6 protein-coding genes are annotated in these 19,111 nt (G+C 63.9%); all 6 read left to right on the forward strand.

Annotation, left to right across the window (positions count from 1 at the left end; genetic code table 11):
* Positions 1–116 precede the first annotated feature (116 nt).
* The 6 genes from ACOERD_RS29315 (at position 117) to mobF (ending at position 19,006) form a co-directional block, all read left to right on the forward strand.
* Positions 117–1,247, forward strand: a complete 1,131-nt coding sequence (locus ACOERD_RS29315) for a tyrosine-type recombinase/integrase (protein WP_419741333.1) — start codon at positions 117–119, stop codon at positions 1,245–1,247.
* Positions 1,248–1,309: 62 nt separating this feature from the next.
* Positions 1,310–2,356, forward strand: coding sequence for a tyrosine-type recombinase/integrase (locus tag ACOERD_RS29320; protein ID WP_419741334.1), 1,047 nt, complete (start codon positions 1,310–1,312; stop codon positions 2,354–2,356).
* Positions 2,357–2,636: 280 nt separating this feature from the next.
* Complete coding sequence (locus ACOERD_RS29325; protein WP_419737770.1) at positions 2,637–3,368, forward strand: ISAs1 family transposase; 732 nt, start codon at positions 2,637–2,639, stop codon at positions 3,366–3,368.
* Positions 3,283–3,765: an ISAs1 family transposase gene (locus ACOERD_RS29330; protein ID WP_419737837.1), complete on the forward strand. Its 483-nt coding sequence runs from the start codon at positions 3,283–3,285 to the stop codon at positions 3,763–3,765. The genes ACOERD_RS29325 and ACOERD_RS29330 overlap by 86 nt, the downstream gene beginning before the upstream one ends.
* Before the next feature lie 3,573 nt (positions 3,766–7,338).
* A complete protein-coding gene (locus ACOERD_RS29335; protein WP_419741335.1) occupies positions 7,339–14,538 on the forward strand; it encodes a hypothetical protein in 7,200 nt (2,399 codons plus the stop codon).
* An 811-nt stretch (positions 14,539–15,349) separates the two neighbouring features.
* On the forward strand, positions 15,350–19,006 hold the full coding sequence (mobF, locus tag ACOERD_RS29340) for a MobF family relaxase (protein WP_419741336.1): 3,657 nt from the start codon (positions 15,350–15,352) through the stop codon (positions 19,004–19,006).
* The last annotated feature ends 105 nt before the right edge of the window (positions 19,007–19,111 follow it).

Raw genomic sequence — 19,111 nt, forward strand, 5'->3', positions numbered from 1 at the left:
CCGCACCTTCGGTTCTAAATCACTGAAACAGTGCATGTTTTATCCTCTCTATGTCGAGGTTTCGGGCGAAACCCTGCGTGGTTTTGTCCGGGATTGCAACCGGATGGAGGGATATTATGCCGAGATTGACGGACGCGCGCGTGCGCGACCTGCGCGCCAGAAAAACCACACGCAATGTCAGAGACACCACCCTTGCGGGCTTTGGTGTCAGGGTTCTGCCCGGCGGCGGGAAGCGGTTCTTTTTGCACAGCCAGCACGAGGGGCAGCGTGTCTGGAAGATTTTGGGCGATCCGGCCACTATGTCGGTTGCCGAGGCCCGCGCGCGGGCGCAGGCCCTGCTGGTCTCGCTCCGGTCGGGGCAGCGCGACGGGGAGATGCTGTTTGAGAGCGTTGCGGAAGAGGCCTTCCGCCGCCATGGCCGACAGTGGAAGCCGGGCACGCTCATGGTCAACCGGAACTATCTCAAGAACCACATTCTTCCGCGCTTCGCGGGGCAGCGCATTGCGGATATCACGCGGCAGGACGTGCGGGACTGGTTTGCCGCGATGCACGCAACGCCGGTATCGGCGGATCGCTCGATGCCAGTGCTGTCGGTCATCATGACGGTGGCCGAGATGGACGGGCTGCGCCCGGAAGGGTCCAACCCCTGCAAGGGGATCAGGCGCTACCGGCGCAGGAACAGGGAGAGGTTTCTGTCGGAGGCCGAGTTCGGACGCCTTGGCGCGGCGCTGTGCTGCGCGGCCCCATCCCCGGCCGTGCCGCTCATTCGGCTGCTGGCGCTGACGGGATGCCGGTCGAGCGAGATCAGGACACTTCGCTGGGCAGAGTATCGCGACGGGCATATCTTTCTGCGCGACAGCAAGACGGGTCCGCGCACGGTGTGGCTGTCCAGGGCGGCGCGCAGGGTCCTTGACGCGCTTGCCCGCACATCGCCTTGGGTGTTTCCGTCCGTCCGGGGTGCGGGCCCGATGCCGGGTGCGACGCTCACCCGGGCGTGGTTCAGGCTGCGCGTGCAGGCCGGTCTGAGAGATGTGCGCCTGCATGATTTGCGGCACTCCTATGCAAGTGCGGCCATCGCGAGCGGGGAAACCGTTCTGGCAGCGGGTCGGCTTCTTGGGCATAACAGCCCCGAAACCACCCTCAAATACGCCCATCACACGCAAAGTGATGTGGAGAATGCCGCCGCCGCGATGGGGGCGGTTCTCGGAGGAACGCGGAGAGGAACAGGGGGAGGAACCCGGCCATGAGCAAGGTTCGGTTGACGGATGCGCGGGCACGGAGGTTCAGACCGTGTGCGCGGGAATATTGCGTGCAGGACAGCGCGGTGCCGTCCCTGAGCCTTCGGGTCTATCCCACGGGGACGAAGACATGGACCTGCACGGTGGCGGGACGCAAGGTCTCGCTGGGCCGGATTGAACTGATGCCCGCCTGCGCCGCGCGCCGGGAATGTCACCGGTTGCAGGTCGAGGGGGTCGCGCCGGTCTGGGACCTGCCCACCTACCGGGGCTTTGCGCTGGATATGTGGCACAAGACATGGTCCACGCGCTGCAAGCCATCCACGGTCAGGGGGCGGGATCACATTCTGGCGCGGCAGCTTCTGCCCGCGTTCGGAGCGCTTCGGATTGACCGGATCACGCGACAGATTATTGAGGACTGGTTTGCCGCCTATAGCGCCTCTGCGCCCGGCGGCGCGAACCATGCGCTGAAACTTTTGCGCCAGAGCCTGAACTTTGCCCTTGAGCGCGGCCTCATCGACAGCAACCCGGCGGGTTTTGTGCTTCCGAACCGGCGCGCCAGGCTGACGCGGTTCCTGTCGCGGGATGAAATCGCGCGGCTGAACGCGGCGCTTGACCGGCACAGCGCGGGGCGCAATGGCGTGCAGGCTGACATCATCCGGCTTCTGCTGCTCACGGGCTGCCGCAAATCGGAAATCACCCATCTCAGGCGCAGCGAGGTCGATGGCAGCCGCCTCAGGCTGGAAGACAGCAAGACGGGTCCGCGGATTGTGTATCTCAGCGCCGAGGCCCGCGCCATCGTTGAGAGGCGCATGAAGGGGGCCGGGGCATATCTGTTCCCCTCGCCGCGCAACCCGGCGCGGCCCGGCTCGGGAGGGTTGAGGCTCTGGTACAGGATCAGACGGGAGATCGGCATTGAGGACGTGCGTCTGCACGACCTGCGACATTCCTATGCCAGCCAATCTGTGATGGCGGGTATTCCCCTGCCGGTGGTGTCGAAGCTCCTGGGTCACAGCCAGGTCACGATGACGCTGCGCTATGCCCACAGCGCAGACAGGGACGTCGAGGCCGCAGCCGAGCGGGTCGGGGCGCGCATTGCCGGGCTGTTGCGGTCCGGCTGAGCGCTTTGCCTGTCTTATGATGCGTGGAGGCGTCCGGTTTATTGGAAGCCCCTTCCAGTTTGCCATTCAGGGCGGGCCGTTCTGACGGTTGGATCGTAATATGTCTGGTCATTGATGGGACCGTCTTGAAGGGCATATGCCTGGCTGGCCTTGGGTTTTGCCACAGTTCAGCCGCAGTTCTGACAATATCAGGGCTATTTACCAGACGTCAAAAAGCGCTTGCAAATCATTTGATTGAGTGAATCCATTCCATGGATGTGAGGTAGAGGAGGTTTCAGCGATGGTATCGGTTCGTTCAGTATTGCGTCAAATTCCCGACCCGCGCGGCAAAAAGGGCCGTCAACACCCACTTGAAGCGCTGGTCGGGTTGATGCTTCTCTCCATGCTCAGTGGGCGCAAGGGTATGATGGCGGCGTTCCGCCTTGGTCGTACGCTCACGCCGCGTCAACTCATGCGCTTGGGGTTCCGTCGCGGGCGCGCGTCACCCTGCCATGCAACGCTAACGGAAACGCTACGTATCCTCGACCCGGCTACCCTGGCGCAGGCGTTTGGGCGGCTTACGGCGCCAGCACAAGATGATGAAGCTCACCATCAGATCGCCATTGATGGCAAAACTCTACGCGGCAGCAAGGACGCGGCAGGCAAGGCGGAACATGTGTTGTCGGGGTTCTGCGCGACGCTTGAACAATCCGTCGGACACACATCATCGCGTGGCAAGGGCATGGAAATACCTGATGCCCTGCGGCTGCTGAACCAGATTGACCTTGCGGGACAGATCGTCACCGGGGATGCCATTTTCTGCCAAAAAACAGTCACTTCCAAAGTTGTGGAGAGGGGTGGCGATTACGTGTTCCCTGTAAAGAACAATCAGAAAGACCTGCGGGGAGAAATCGAAACGGCGTTCAAGACGCCGGTTTTTCCCCCTGTTGGAATGGCGGGAGACGCCGCAATCGGGGCACGGCAGAATCGACCAGCGCCGCATCGAGATCCTTCCCGTCGAGGCATTGAGTGAGCACATGCGCAAGCAGTGGCCAACGATCCGCAGTATCGCCTGCATCAGCCGAACCCGCGAGCATATCCGCGCCGGGCAGATTACCAGAACACAGGCCGAGACAGTGTATCTCATCACCAGCCTGACGCGGCCCAAACCCAAAGACATCCTGCGCCTGAACCGTAACCATTGGCGCATCGAGACCATGCACCGCGACAAGGATGTCACTCTGGGAGAGGATCGCTACACCAACCGATCTGACAACGCGCCACGCAATATCTTTACCCTTGTCAGCGCGACCAGAACCTTGCTCAAGCGCATATCGAAATCACCAACAAAGGCTATCGAAATGATGCAGGACAACCGCGCAAGGGCTATCAGAATCGTCACAGATCAACCCAAAAACACCTTTCTCTGAATCGCCCTGTGACAATATTTTGACACTGTGGGAAATTTCTGCAACCTTTGATTGCGGCTCGTCAATAAACGCGGCGAACAAAGAGAGCAGTATGGGGATGGGGATTTTGCGCAGATCAGCGCTTGACAATGCGCAGGTGGGCGATATCGTCGCTCGTCGCTCGTCGCTCGTCGCTCGTCGCTCGTCGCTCGTCGCTCGTCGCTCGTCGCTCGTCGCTCGTCGCTCGTCGCTCGTCGCTCGTCGCTTCATGTCTGTTGAGGGCCTGTCAGATTGGGGCGCGGTCTCACGGCGGGTAGAGCGCGCCCGGTTCGGGCTTTTCCGATATTGTGATCCCTGTCGTTGCGCTGGCGATTTTGTGCTGCGCGCAAGCCTTCGCTTGTGTTGTGCTGCATGTGTCCGGCAGACCTTGAGCCGGCATGCGGCTGCAGGCGCGTTGGCGCTCCAGCGCAGGGAAACCTGCACGACCTCGATACATCGCGTCTGTGCGGAATGGTTGAGGTTTCATTGCGTGTCAGTCGTCGCGGCTTCGGGGGCACGCTTTGCCACCCCCTTTGGCTCTCTGGCTGTCCTGCTGCTTCCGTCTTTGTTGGACAAGACAGAAAACAAAGCGTTTGCTGGCCCGATTGAGGCAGCCTTCGCTGTCTTTCGTCGCTGCTTCAGGCGCGCCCTCTGCCAATCCCACTGTCATCAGGCTTCCGACTGCCCTTCATCCCCGCTCTGGCGGGCAAGACACATGCTGTAATCAACCCTTTCTTATGGAGACCCCCTCACCATGACCCAAGCACAACTTTCGACTGTATCGACTGGCGCGTCTGCGTCTCAATCCGTGATTGTATTCCCTGAAGGGGTTCAGGGTTTACTGGTTCCGCTTGGTCCGAACGTGATCGCACGCACCTTCCGGCAAGGTGATGACCTTGTGATTGTTTACCAGGATGGTCGCCAGGTTCAAATTGCCGGTTTTTTTGACACGGGTGATCGTGTTTTGGTCGCGCAGGACCCGGAGAGCGGGGATCTGTTCGAGGTCAGCCTCGCGCCGGACGGTTCCCTGATCGGGGTTGAGCCGAGGTCCGTTGCGGATATTGCGGAGCTACTTGGCGCGACGCAGGAGGAGGTTGAGGCGCTGTCTGCAGCCCATGGGGCGGATGCGGATGCCGGGTTTGCCGACAACGATCACGTGACGCTTTCAACACAATCCGGTGTCGAACTGGCCGCAATCAATCCGGGCCTGATCGCTGCGGGAATTCTCGGCGCAGGTGCAATCGCCGCCATTGCAACCAGTAGCGGTGGATCGGGTTCGAAGAGCGATGACGACGAAGGAAGAGGTCAACAGCCGGAAACCGGTGATGGTACAGACCAGACCTCACCAACAGATACAACATCGACAGAGACCACCGAACCAGGCACGACGACGACCCCCGACCCGACCCCGACGACCGCCCAGGGACCTGACACTGGAGATGGCACCACCCCGCCCGCTGCCCCCGCTGGACCCGGCGGTGGTGATGCGGATGGCGACGCTGCGACTGTGGCAGCGCTGGGGACCATCGCGGCCTATGCCGAGGATCAGGGCAATACTGAGCCGACGGTTGATACCTACGCTACGGCGGGCGTGACCGGTGTGACGGCTGACAATCTCGACGCAGTGAATGCGGCGATTGCAGCAGTGGGCAGCAGTGCCCTTGTGTCCGGTGCTCTTGTGGAACCGACGGTCTTTGTTCAGGGCGTCGTGAACGGCGTGAACGGGGCGACATCCTCGCCGGAAACCGACGGTGGTGACAACCCGACCCCAACACCGGACACAACCTCGACAGAGACCACCGACCCGACCCCGACGACCGCCCGGGGACCTGACACTGGAGATGGCACCACCCCACCTGCTGCTCCCGATGGCACCGGCGGTGGTGATGCGGATGGCGACGAAGGAAGAGGTCAAGAGCCGGAAACCGGTGATGGTGAAAACCAGACCTCACCAACAGATACAACATCTACAGAGACCCCCGATGGAACCGGCGACGGTGATGTGGGCGGGAACGCTGATGCAGCAGCGGCTGCGGCAACAGCACTGGGGACCATCGCGGATTACGCTGATGATGACGCCAACAATCCAGCGCCGACGGCGGCGACCTACACCACGGCAGGTGTGGCCGGTGTGACAGATGTCAATCTTGCGGCGGTGAATGCGCGGGTTGCCGGTGCAGATCGCGAGGGTGCGGACACGGTGGCCGAACTGGATGCGCTGGTTACGCTGGCCAACGGGGATGTTGCGGCAGCAGCGGCTGCGGCAACAGCACTGGGGACCATCGTGGCCTATGCCGATGATCAGAGCAATACTGAGCCGACGGTTGATACCTACACCACGGCAGGTGTGGCCGGTGTGACAGATGTCAATCTTGCGGCGGTGAATGCGCGGGTTGCCGGTGCAGATCGCGAGGGTGCGGACACGGTGGCCGAACTGGATGCGCTGGTTACGCTGGCCAACGGGGATGTTGCGGCAGCAGCGGCTGCGGCAACGGCACTGGGCGCTATCGCGGATTACGCTGATGATGACGCCAACAATCCAGCGCCGACGGCGGCGACCTACGCCACGGCGGGTGTGACCGGTGTGACGGATGCCAATCTTGCGGCAGTGAATGCGCGGGTTGCCGGGGTGGCGCGCGAGGGTGCGGACACGGTGTCTGAACTGGATGCGCTGGTTACGCTGGCCAACGGGGATGTTGCGGCAGCAGCGGCTGCGGCAACAGCACTGGGGACCATCGTGGCCTATGCCGATGATCAGAGCAATACTGAGCCGACGGTTGATACCTACACCACGGCAGGTGTGGCCGGTGTGACAGATGTCAATCTTGCGGCGGTGAATGCGCGGGTTGCCGGGGTGGCGCGCGAGGATGCGGACGAGGTGGCCGAACTGGATGCACTGGTTACGCTGGCCAACGGCGATGTTGCGGCAGCAGCGGCTGCGGCAACAGCACTGGGGACCATCGTGGCCTATGCCGATGATCAGAGCAATACTGAGCCGACGGTTGATACCTACACCACGGCAGGTGTGACGGGTGTGACGGATGCCAACCTTGCGGCAGTGAATGCGCGGGTTGCCGGTGCAGATCGCGAGGGTGCGGACACGGTGGCCGAACTGGATGCGCTGGTTACGCTGGCCAACGGGGATGTTGCGGCAGCAGCGGCTGCGGCAACAGCACTGGGGACCATCGTGGCCTATGCCGATGATCAGAGCAATACTGAGCCGACGGTTGATACCTACACCACGGCAGGTGTGGCCGGTGTGACGGATGCCAATCTTGCGGCAGTGAATGCGCGGGTTGCCGGTGCAGATCGCGAGGGTGCGGACACGGTGGCCGAACTGGATGCGCTGGTTACGCTGGCCAACGGGGATGTTGCGGCAGCAGCGGCTGCGGCAACAGCACTGGGCGCTATCGCGGATTACGCTGATGATGACGCCAACAATCCAGCGCCGACGGCGGCGACCTACGCCACGGCGGGTGTGACCGGTGTGACAGCGGCCAACCTTGCGGCAGTGAATGCGCGGGTTGCCGGTGCAGATCGCGAGGGTGCGGACGAGTGGCCGAACTGGATGCGCTGGTTACGCTGGCCAACGGGGATGTTGCGGCAGCAGCGGCTGCGGCAACAGCACTGGGGACCATCGTGGCCTATGCCGATGATCAGAGCAATCCTGCGCCGACGGTTGATACCTACACCACGGCGGGTGTGACCGGTGTGACAGCGGCCAATCTTGCGGCGGTGAATGCGCGGGTTGCCGGTGCAGATCGCGAGGGTGCGGACACGGTGGCCGAACTGGATGCGCTGGTTACGCTGGCCAACGGGGATGTTGCGGCAGCAGCGGCTGCGGCAACAGCACTGGGCGCTATCGCGGATTACGCTGATGATGACGCCAACAATCCAGCGCCGACGGCGGCGACCTACGCCACGGCGGGTGTGACCGGTGTGACAGCGGCCAACCTTGCGGCAGTGAATGCGCGGGTTGCCGGTGCAGATCGCGAGGGTGCGGACGAGGTGGCCGAACTGGATGCGCTGGTTACGCTGGCCAACGGGGATGTTGCGGCAGCAGCGGCTGCGGCAACAGCACTGGGGACCATCGTGGCCTATGCCGATGATCAGAGCAATCCTGCGCCGACGGTTGATACCTACACCACGGCGGGTGTGACCGGTGTGACAGCGGCCAATCTTGCGGCGGTGAATGCGCGGGTTGCCGGTGCAGATCGCGAGGGTGCGGACACGGTGGCCGAACTGGATGCGCTGGTTACGCTGGCCAACGGGGATGTTGCGGCAGCAGCGGCTGCGGCAACAGCACTGGGGACCATCGTGGCCTATGCCGATGATCAGAGCAATACTGAGCCGACGGCGGCGACCTACACCACGGCAGGTGTGGCCGGTGTGACAGATGTCAATCTTGCGGCAGTGAATGCGCGGGTTGCCGGTGCAGATCGCGAGGGTGCGGACACGGTGGCCGAACTGGATGCACTGGTTACGCTGGCCAACGGGGATGTTGCGGCAGCAGCGGCTGCGGCAACAGCACTGGGGACCATCGTGGCCTATGCCGATGATCAGAGCAATACTGAGCCGACGGTTGATACCTACACCACGGCAGGTGTGACGGGTGTGACGGATGCCAACCTTGCGGCAGTGAATGCGCGGGTTGCCGGTGCAGATCGCGAGGGTGCGGACACGGTGGCCGAACTGGATGCGCTGGTTACGCTGGCCAACGGGGATGTTGCGGCAGCAGCGGCTGCGGCAACAGCACTGGGGACCATCGTGGCCTATGCCGATGATCAGAGCAATACTGAGCCGACGGTTGATACCTACACCACGGCAGGTGTGGCCGGTGTGACAGATGTCAATCTTGCGGCAGTGAATGCGCGGGTTGCCGGGGTGGCGCGCGAGGATGCGGACGAGGTGGCCGAACTGGATGCACTGGTTACGCTGGCCAACGGGGATGTTGCGGCAGCAGCGGCTGCGGCAACAGCACTGGGGACCATCGTGGCCTATGCCGATGATCAGAGCAATACTGAGCCGACGGTTGATACCTACACCACGGCAGGTGTGACGGGTGTGACGGATGCCAACCTTGCGGCAGTGAATGCGCGGGTTGCCGGTGCAGATCGCGAGGGTGCGGACACGGTGGCCGAACTGGATGCGCTGGTTACGCTGGCCAACGGGGATGTTGCGGCAGCAGCGGCTGCGGCAACAGCACTGGGGACCATCGTGGCCTATGCCGATGATCAGAGCAATACTGAGCCGACGGTTGATACCTACACCACGGCGGGTGTGACCGGTGTGACGGATGCCAATCTTGCGGCAGTGAATGCGCGGGTTGCCGGGGTGGCGCGCGAGGGTGCGGACACGGTGTCTGAACTGGATGCGCTGGTTACGCTGGCCAACGGGGATGTTGCGGCAGCAGCGGCTGCGGCAACAGCACTGGGCGCTATCGCGGATTACGCTGATGATGACGCCAACAATCCAGCGCCGACGGCGGCGACCTACGCCACGGCGGGTGTGACCGGTGTGACGGATGCCAATCTTGCGGCAGTGAATGCGCGGGTTGCCGGGGTGGCGCGCGAGGGTGCGGACACGGTGTCTGAACTGGATGCGCTGGTTACGCTGGCCAACGGGGATGTTGCGGCAGCAGCGGCTGCGGCAACAGCACTGGGGACCATCGTGGCCTATGCCGATGATCAGAGCAATACTGAGCCGACGGTTGATACCTACACCACGGCAGGTGTGACGGGTGTGACGGATGCCAACCTTGCGGCAGTGAATGCGCGGGTTGCCGGTGCAGATCGCGAGGGTGCGGACACGGTGGCCGAACTGGATGCGCTGGTTACGCTGGCCAACGGGGATGTTGCGGCAGCAGCGGCTGCGGCAACAGCACTGGGGACCATCGTGGCCTATGCCGATGATCAGAGCAATACTGAGCCGACGGTTGATACCTACACCACGGCGGGTGTGACGGGCGTGACAGCGGCCAATCTTGCGGCGGTGAATGCGCGGGTTGTTGAACTGGACGATGCCTTTGAGGAATTTGGTGGTGTGACCACGCGGGAAGACGTTCAGAGCGCCGTGGAAGCGGTATATACGGCAGCGGCGGCGCTTGAGACCATCGCGGCCTATGCCGAAGATGACACGAGCAATACTGAGCCGGATGTGGCGACCTACACCACGGCAGGTGTGACCGGTGTGACGGCTGCCAACCTCGCGGCAGTGAATGCGCGGGTCGCAGCCGCAGATCGCGACGGGGCCGACGAAGTGTCCGAACTGGATGCGCTGGTTACGCTGGCCAACGAGGATGTTGCGGCGGCAGCGGCGGCATTGGATGCAGCAGCGGCTGCGGCGACAGCACTGGGGACCATCGCGGATTACGCCGATGATGACGCGAACAATCCTGCGCCGGATGCGGCGACCTACACCACGGCGGGCGTGACCGGCGTGACAGATGCCAATCTCGCGGCGGTGAATGCGCGGGTCGCAGCCGCAGATCGCGAGGGTGCGGATACGGTGGCCGAAGTAGATGCGCTGGTTCAGCAGGCCAACGGGGATGTTGATGCAGCGGCGGCTGCAGCGACAGCACTGGGGACCATCGTGGCCTATGCCGATGATCAGAGCAATACTGAGCCGACGGTTGATACCTACACCACGGCGGGCGTGACCGGCGTGACGGATGCCAACCTTGCGGCGGTGAATGCGCAGGTTGTTGAACTAGACGATTTAACTGAGGAACTTGGTGGTGTGACCACGCGGGAAGACGTTCAGGACGCCGTGGAACTGGTATATGTGGCAGCGGCAGCACTGGGCGCCATCGCGGATTATGCCGATGATGACACGGCGAATACCGCGCCGACGGTTGACACCTACACCACGGCGGGTGTGACGGGTGTGACGGATGCCAATCTCGCGGCGGTGAATGCGCGGGTCGCAGCCGCAGATCGCGAGGGTGCGGATACGGTGGCCGAAGTAGATGCACTGGTTACGCTGGCCAACGGCGATGTTGCGGCGGCAGCGGCGGCATTGGATGCAGCAGCGGCTGCGGCGACAGCACTGGGCACTATCGCGGCCTATGCCGAAGATGATCAGAGCAATACTGAGCCGACGGTTGATACCTACACCACGGCAGGTGTGACGGGTGTGACGGATGTCAATCTCGCGGCGGTGAATGCGCGGGTTGCAGGCGCAGATCGCGCGGGTGCGGATACGCGGGTTGAGGTCCAGAGCCTCGTGAATGCCACGCTTGCAACGCTGGCACAGGCGAAGATCGAGGCCTATGCGGAAGATGACGCGAACAATCCTGCACCGACGGCGCAGGATTACACGACCGTGGATGTGTTCGGGGTCAACGCCGTCAATCTTGCTGCGGTGAACGGGGCGGTGGCAGCAGCGACCCGGGAGCAAGTGGACAGCCATGCGGAACTGAGCGCATTGGTCGGTCAGGCGGTCCTCACAGGTGGGGCTGAAACAGCGGTGTCCATAATTACGGCGTATGCTGGTAGCCAGACGCAACCCGCCCCGACGGTTGAGACTTACGAGGCGGCGGGGATCAATGGCGTAACGCCGACCAATCTTGAGGCGGCGAATGCGGCAGTGGCGGCGGCGAATGCGGCGATTGTGCAGGCTCAAGCGGCCTCTCAATCGGTGTATGCTGCAATCCAGGAGGCCCTGGACAACACGGTCACCCGCACCCTGGAGACCGCCGCAAAAGTGGATGGAACACCTTACAGTGATGCTATCACCGGCAGCACGGGTAAAGACACGCTTTCGGGCGGTGCCGGCAATGACGTTCTTGGCGGCGGTGCCGGTAATGATGTTCTGTCGGGCGGTGACGGCAATGACGCTCTTTTGGGCGGTGCGGGCGATGACATGTTGGTCGGCGGGGCCGGTCGGGATGTACTGAACGGCGGCGCTGGCACCGATACGGCGGACTATTCCGGGTCTGTGGACGCCACCGGGGCCGCTGGGGGTGTGACTGTGGATCTTTCACAATTGCCCTTCAGCACGCCGTCCGGCGGCCATGCCGAGGGTGACGTCGTATCCGGTATTGAAAACCTGATCGGCTCTGCGGCGGACGACAGGCTGACCGGCGACGGAAACACCAACGTGTTCAATGGCGGTGCCGGCGATGACGTGCTCGCTGGCGGTGCCGGCAATGACACACTGACGGGTGGTGCTGGTGCGGACCAGTTCAGGGTCGGACCTGATGAGGACAGTGTCACCATCACGGATTTCAACACGGGCGAGGACCGGCTTTATCTTGATGTGGCGGAGGGCACGGCGCTGAACCCGCAGGTGGTGGACGGCACTCTGCGGCTCACGATTCCGGGCACACAGATCAGCCTTGCCGGTGTCACTGATGTGACTGCAGTGAACATCGAGTATTCGCCCGGGCTGACAGCGCTGGGGACCATCGCGGATTACGCCGATGATGACGCGAGCAATGATGCGCCGACGGCGGCGACCTACACCACGGCAGGTGTGACCGGTGTGACGGCTGCCAATCTCGCGGCAGTGAATGCGCGGGTCGCAGCCGCAGATCGCGACGGGGCGGACACGGTGTCCGAACTGGATGCGCTGGTTACGCTGGCCAACGGCGATGTTGCGGCTGCAGCGGCACCTGATGGCAGTTCTGGCAGTACATCTGGCGGCCAGACCGTCACGGGTACAGCGAACAACGACATACTCAGAGGCGGCGCGGGCAATGATACGCTCAATGGCTTGGCGGGCGATGACCAGCTGCTCGGCGATGCTGGAGGTGACCGGCTAAATGGCGGCGCGGGCAATGACACGGCTGTCTATGGCGGGGCGACAGGTGTCAGTGTGGACCTTGCGGCTGGCACGGGCACGGGCGGCGATGCGGACGGTGACCGGCTCAGCGGGATCGAGAACGTCAACGGCACTCTGGGCAATGACACGCTCAGGGGCGACAGCGGCGCCAACTATCTGGACGGCGGCATTCTGGGCGATGATACGCTTGAGGGCCGCGGCGGCCATGACCTGCTTCATGACGTTGGCGGCAATGATACGCTCTCGGGCGGTACCGGCAATGATGTGCTGGTCCCCGGCCCGGGTGATGACCAGCTCACCGGCGGCGACGGACGGGATATCTTCCGGATTGGTCGAGGCAATGGCACCAACCGCGTCACGGACTTTGACCCTGTGCAGGATGTGCTGGAGTTCCGGGAGGGGCTGTTTGCGGACCTTGCTGCGGTGAAGGCTGCGACCACGGTGCTGCCGGAGAATGGCGGTTTGAGGATTGATCTGCCGGCGGTCGAGACCTCGGCAGCGGGCACGCTGACGGTGAGCGGTCTTGACAGCCCGGACGCGCTGACGGCCGCCAATGTGCGCATTGTGTCGGCGGACGTCGTCACCGGGGTTGCCGGGAACGGCACGGTGGCCCTTGCGGGCACGGCGGCGCAGGGCAGCCCGCTCACCGCAACGGTTACGGACGGCGACGGCATATCGACCACACCCTTTATCAGCTACCAGTGGCAGCGCAGTGACGGGACAGGTGATTATGAGGATATCGGCGGGGCCGAGAGTGCAAGCTATACCCCTGGTCAGGCGGATGTGGGTCATACCCTCCGGCTTGTGGCCATCTATAGCGATGATGACGGCAATGACGAACAGGTGACCTCGGCCCCCACAGCCCCGGTCAGTAATGTCAATGACGCGCCGGAGGGCGTGCCCGTGATCAGCGGCCCAGCGAGCGGCGCGTTGACGGCGGGCGCGGTCCTGAGCGCCGACCGGACCGGTATCAGCGATGCGGACGGGCTACCGGGTGAGGCGTCCGGCTTCCGCTACCAGTGGCAGCGCAGTGACGGTGCAGGCGGGTATGAGGATATCGGCACCAACAGCGCCAGCTATACGCTGACAGACGCAGATGCGGGCCGGACCGTCCGGGTTGCCGTCCGTTACCAGGATGAGGGTGGCAAGGAGGAAGAGGTCATCAGTACGGCGACGAACGCGGTGGCAGTCCGCCCGGAAGTGGCAGCGCTGGGGACCATCGCGGCCTATGCCGAGGACCAGGCCAATCCAGCGCCGGATGTGGCGACCTACACCACGGCGGGCGTGACGGGCGTGACGGCTGCCAACCTGGACAGGGTGAATGTGCGGGTTGCCGGTGCGGAGCGTGAGGGTGCGGACGAGGTGTCCGAACTGGATGCGCTGGTTACGCTGGCCAACGGCGATAAGTTTGAAACGGGCACTGACGGTGATGACTTCCTGGTCGGCGGTGCCGGCAATGACAGGCTTTCGGGCTTGGCCGGCGATGACGCTCTGACGGGCTTGGCCGGCGATGACATACTTTCGGGTGGTGCCGGGGGTGACGCTCTGATTGGTGGTGCCGGCGATGACATACTTTCGGGTGGTGCCGGGGGTGACGCTCTGATTGGTGGTGCCGGCGATGACACTCTGATAGGCGATGCTGGCGGTGACACTCTGACCGGTGGGGCTGGTACGAACCGCTACCTGTTCCAGGGAGACGCGGAAGGGGATGATACCATCACCGATTTCGTGGGGGACGGGAATGATATTCTGGTCTTCGATGAAGAGGAATGGGGGGCTGGTGACGATGCGGCAGACCTGGAGGCACTGATCGCGGCTGTAGAGGTCAACGGTGACGGAGACCTTGTCATCACCCGGCCCGACAATAACGGCAGCATCACCCTGGAGGGGGATTATACACAAGATACAGATGTCTCAACTGTTCTGACCAACTCGACTGTCAACTTCGACCCGGAGGTGACGACTGTATGATGGCAGGCGAGGTAGCCGATGGTGCGCTCACCGGGGAGCATCGGGGAACACCCGATGCAGGGGAGAGAAGAGAGCGACCATCGGCGGCTACACTCGGTACGATACGGCAGATACTGGAACCAGTAAGACAACCTCAAACGTTCCAGGATGTGCTGTAAGCAAAGACGAAACTGCGAACGTCTTGTCGGTATCAGAATCTGCTGCGGATATGTCGGAATGGTAAGCTTTAACTGTTGTCCGCATACGCGGGGGTGAGTCAGGCCATCCGTCGCGCCTGGCGCTGAAGCTGCAGTGTAGCCTGCGCGGGTCGAGGCCTGCACATGGGTCCACACATGGACTGTCAGTTTGACTTTTGAACCTTCCATGGCGGGGGTATCGTCGATGCGGCTTTGGGAGTGAGCGGCGGCTATTTTCCGGAGCGTTTAGGTCAGATATGCATTGGATTCCACGCCGGGATGAAGACGTCGCCGTGCCCGGCCACAGGTTTTTCGGAGCGAACCGGGTTCATTTCAGGGGGACCCGCAAATTGCACAGATGTGGCCTGTGGTGTGCCGGCCATGTATGTTCACCATGGGGCATGCCCTGTTTTTCGACCGATGAACGCCAGAATGTGCAGATTGTCTCTCAGCAGCCAAAGAAGGGGTGGGCGGATGTGTTCAGAATCGGTGGGCGGATGTCACCGGATTGCGCGCCATAGCATCCCGGACCGGTTTGAAGCTGAAGCACAAACGACCTGGCCGCGCCGGAGGGCGCGGTGCCTGTTTGCCGCCGTATGGCCCGCTGCCGCTCTGCGCGTGCCGGAGGTGATCTGATGCTTTCGGGTCCGCGCCCGCTTGTGAGCGCCGAACAGACGTTCGGTTATTTCCTGCACGAGTATCTCGCCCGCAATGACAGTGCGCACCGCTCGGCAAACCGCTGGCACGGTGCGGGTGCGCAGGTCCTGGGGCTTGGGCCGCGCGTTGGCAAGCGCAAGTTCATCTCGATCCTGTCCGGCCAGGTTCCCGGCACGCAGATCACGCTGGGCCGGGTCATTGATGGCACACGCCAGCATCGTCCCGGCTGGGACATGACATTTTCGGCTCCGAAATCGGTCTCGCTGGAGGCGCTGTATCGCGGCAGGCGGGCGGTGATGCACGCCCATGATGCGGCGGTGCGCGCCACGCTGGACTGGATCGAACGCGAGCACCTGCAGACCCGGGGCTATGACCCTGCAACAGGGCGACGGCCACGGGAGGCTGCGGACGGCATGATCGCGGCAACATTCCGGCATATGGCAAGCCGCAACAATGACCCGCAACTTCACACGCATGCGGTGGTCGCGAACATGACGCGCAACAGGGATGGGGCATGGCGCAGCATCGAGCCGACATTGCTGAAGCGCAACCGGCGCGTGTTCGGCGCATGGTACCGCAACGATCTGGCGCGGCGCTTGCGTGCGCTTGGCTACGACCTGACCCCGACCACCGTGGGCGGGTTACCGAGCTTCGAGATATCCGGCTGGTCGCGGGAGTGGCTTGAGGCCTTCTCGACCCGGCGTCAGGATATCCTTCGGCACCTGGCGGACACGGGCCGGATCTACACGACCGCGAACGCGCAGGCGGCAGCGCTGGTGACACGCGGCAAGAAGGCGGAACCGGTACAAGGTGAACTTGTCCGCCTGTGGCACGCGCGTGCAGCGCAGCTTGGCCTCGTCGAGGACCGGCCATCCCGTGCGCGCGTGGCCAAAGAGGCTGTCCTGACACCGCTTGAAGCGGTCTGGCAAGCCATGGCGCACCTGGAGGAACGGCACTGTGTATTCCGGCGCACCGACCTGCTCGCCGCCGCGCTGGGGCGCGACCCCGGACGCCACTCACACGGGGACCTGGAGGAGGCCATCGAGCGCTTGCGCAGGGACCGGCATCTTGTGGACACAAAATCCGGTGATCTGACCACGCGCCAGACCCTGCGCGCGGAACGGGACGTGATTGCCGCCCTGCGGGCGGGACAGGGGCGCGCCGCATCACTTGCCGACGACCAGACCCTCAGGGCACGGCTTGAGGCCACGTCGCTGACAGCCGGTCAGCGGGATGCGGTGCGGACGATTGTGATGTCCGAGGACCGTCTGGTCGGGGTTCAGGGGTTTGCGGGCACGGGCAAGACCCGCATGCTGAGGGAGGTCGTCCGGCTGGCCGGGGACCGCCCGGTGATCGGGCTGGCCCCGTCCTCGGCTGCGGCCCGTATCCTTGCGCTCGAAGCCGGGATTGGCACAACCACGCTGCAATGGATGCTGGCGCGGTACGAACATCTCGGGGATGGCCCTGATCTTGAGGCGGCGCGCAACCGCTTCCGGGGGGCCGTGATCGTGGTGGACGAGGCGTCCATGATCGGCACGGTTCAGATGCGCGGGCTTCAGCACGTTGCGGAGCGGATCGGAGCGGCCCGCCTCGCCCTTGTCGGCGACAGGCTTCAGCTTCGCTCGGTCGAGGCGGGGCAGCCGTTCCGCCTGCTTCAGAACGCGGGGATGGAAACGGCGCGCATGGACGATGTGCTGCGACAACGCAGGCCGGACCTCAAGGCCGCTGTCACGCATATGATCGCGGGGGATGCGGAGCTTGCGGTTCAGGCTCTGGGCAGCGACGTACGGGAAATTCCCCCCGACAGGCTGGCGGAGACGGCGGCCCGGCTCTGGCTGGCGCTTCCTGCAGAGGCCCGCAGAAGAACCATGATCCTCGCCCCGACCCATGGGCAGCGCGAGGAGATCACCGCCGCGCTCCGCAAGGGGCTTGCCGAAGACGGGCTGCTCGCTGGCCGGACGCTTGCGATCGAGCGGCTCGTGGACCGCCGCCTGACACGGGTACTTGCCGCCGATCCCATGAGCTACCGCGCAGGCGACATCGTTGTTGCCAACCGTGACGTTTACGGGTGCCGGGAGGGGGAAGCCTGGCGGGTGACGGGCAGCGACGGGGAGCGGATCGCGCTGGAGCGGCGCGGGGTTACTGGCGGGTTCCGGCCCTCGGGCAACGCCGCGCAGAACCTGTCCGTCTTCGAGACGCGCCCGATCTCGCTGCGCGCGGGGGACGAGATCGTCTTCACGCGCAATCTCGGGAGCCTCGGGGTGGTGAATGGCGACCGCGGGCGGATCGAGGAGATCGGACGGGCGCGCCTGCGCATCCGGCTTGCCGACGGGCGGCGGCTGGAGCCGCTGACAAAGGATGACCGGCTGCGGCATATTGACCACGCCTGGACATCGACGGTGCATCGCGCGCAAGGCAGGACGACCGACAACGTGATCGCGGTGCTGGACGCGGACAGCATGATGACGGACCGGGCACTGCTTTACGTGGAGATGAGCCGCGCCCGTGACGGGTTCGTCCTGTTGACCGACGACACGGAACAGCTTGTGCACCGGCTGGAACAGGACACGGGCGTGTCGCATTCCGCGCTGGAGGCGACCGGACAGGTGCTGGATATGCCGCGCTCCGGCTGGGTGTCGCAGAAGGAACCCCTGCGTCCGGCGCTGCAGGACTGGCGCGCGCTTGAGGCGGAGGCGGACCGGGTCGGGATTGCGCCGTTCCTCATGGCCGGTGCCGATGCGCTGCTGGATCGGCTGCGTCGGCGTGCAGCCATCGAAGGCGCGCCGGGGGAGATCGCAACAAAAGAGATCGCGCGGATATTGGCGGATCACGCGGCCCATATCCGGGACCGGGCGCGCGCCGCCATCGGGCAGGCCTGGCAGACCCTGCGGGCGCGGGCGGCACGCGAGGACAGCCACGTCGCCCTGCAGCCGGGGGCGGACGCGCTGCTGAAGCAAACCGGCGGGTTGCGCGGGGCGGGGCCCCTGCCCGAAGCGCTCACCACGGGCGTCAGAGACTGCCGCGCCCTGCTGCGCAGGCTTGGGGACCGGCTGGAGCGCTGCGGAACCCGGGTCAGCCAGCAGGTCCGGAGCCGGGAGGACAGGATTGGCCGGATCGAACGGGACTGGACATTGCAGCGGGTCATGGCGAAGACCACGCGGCAAGACATCGCGTTTCTGCCGGAAACGGAGGAATTGCTGGCCCGGACGCGCCGGGTTGCCGCGCAACATCCCGGTGCGCTTCCGAAACGCGTGCTGGATCATGTGGAGGATTGCGCGCGCGTGCAGGACCGATGGAAAAGGCTCGTGCATGTCGCGCGCGTGCTGACGGACAGCGCACGCTCGGTGCAGCCCGCCGATGAGACGGTTTGCGCGGCCATGGTCGAGGCGGAAGACCTGCTCGCCGATGACCGCTTGTCCTGCAAGGCGCTGCTCGAACCCGGGCTTCTTGCGCCGATGAAGCATGCTTTGAGCACGTTGAACAAAAGGCGCAGCGTGGAAGAGCGGGCGCAGGACCTTCGCAGAAGCTGGAAGATGCGGGAAGCGGAGGCGAAGCGGCAGGGGTGTCATCCGTTCCAGCTCGGAGGGTTCGATCACTTCATGGAACGGCTCACCGGCTTCGCGCACGACTCCTGACTTCCGACATTTTTTCGTATAAGTCATTGATATTATTATGCCTTGGTTGCCAAAAGGCACTACACGGACTTTTTTCGCCAGCGATTGTTTCGGAGTGTTGAGGGA

The organism is Ruegeria sp. (genome assembly GCF_965199275.1).
Lineage (GTDB): Bacteria > Pseudomonadota > Alphaproteobacteria > Rhodobacterales > Rhodobacteraceae > Ruegeria.

Excerpts from the sequence above, each read along its gene's own strand:
- mobF (WP_419741336.1), top strand. The coding sequence starts at position 15,350 with ATGCTTTCGGGTCCGCGCCCGCTTGTGAGCGCCGAACAGACGTTCGGT.
- ACOERD_RS29325 (WP_419737770.1), top strand. The coding sequence starts at position 2,637 with ATGGTATCGGTTCGTTCAGTATTGCGTCAAATTCCCGACCCGCGCGGC.
- ACOERD_RS29315 (WP_419741333.1), top strand. The coding sequence starts at position 117 with ATGCCGAGATTGACGGACGCGCGCGTGCGCGACCTGCGCGCCAGAAAA.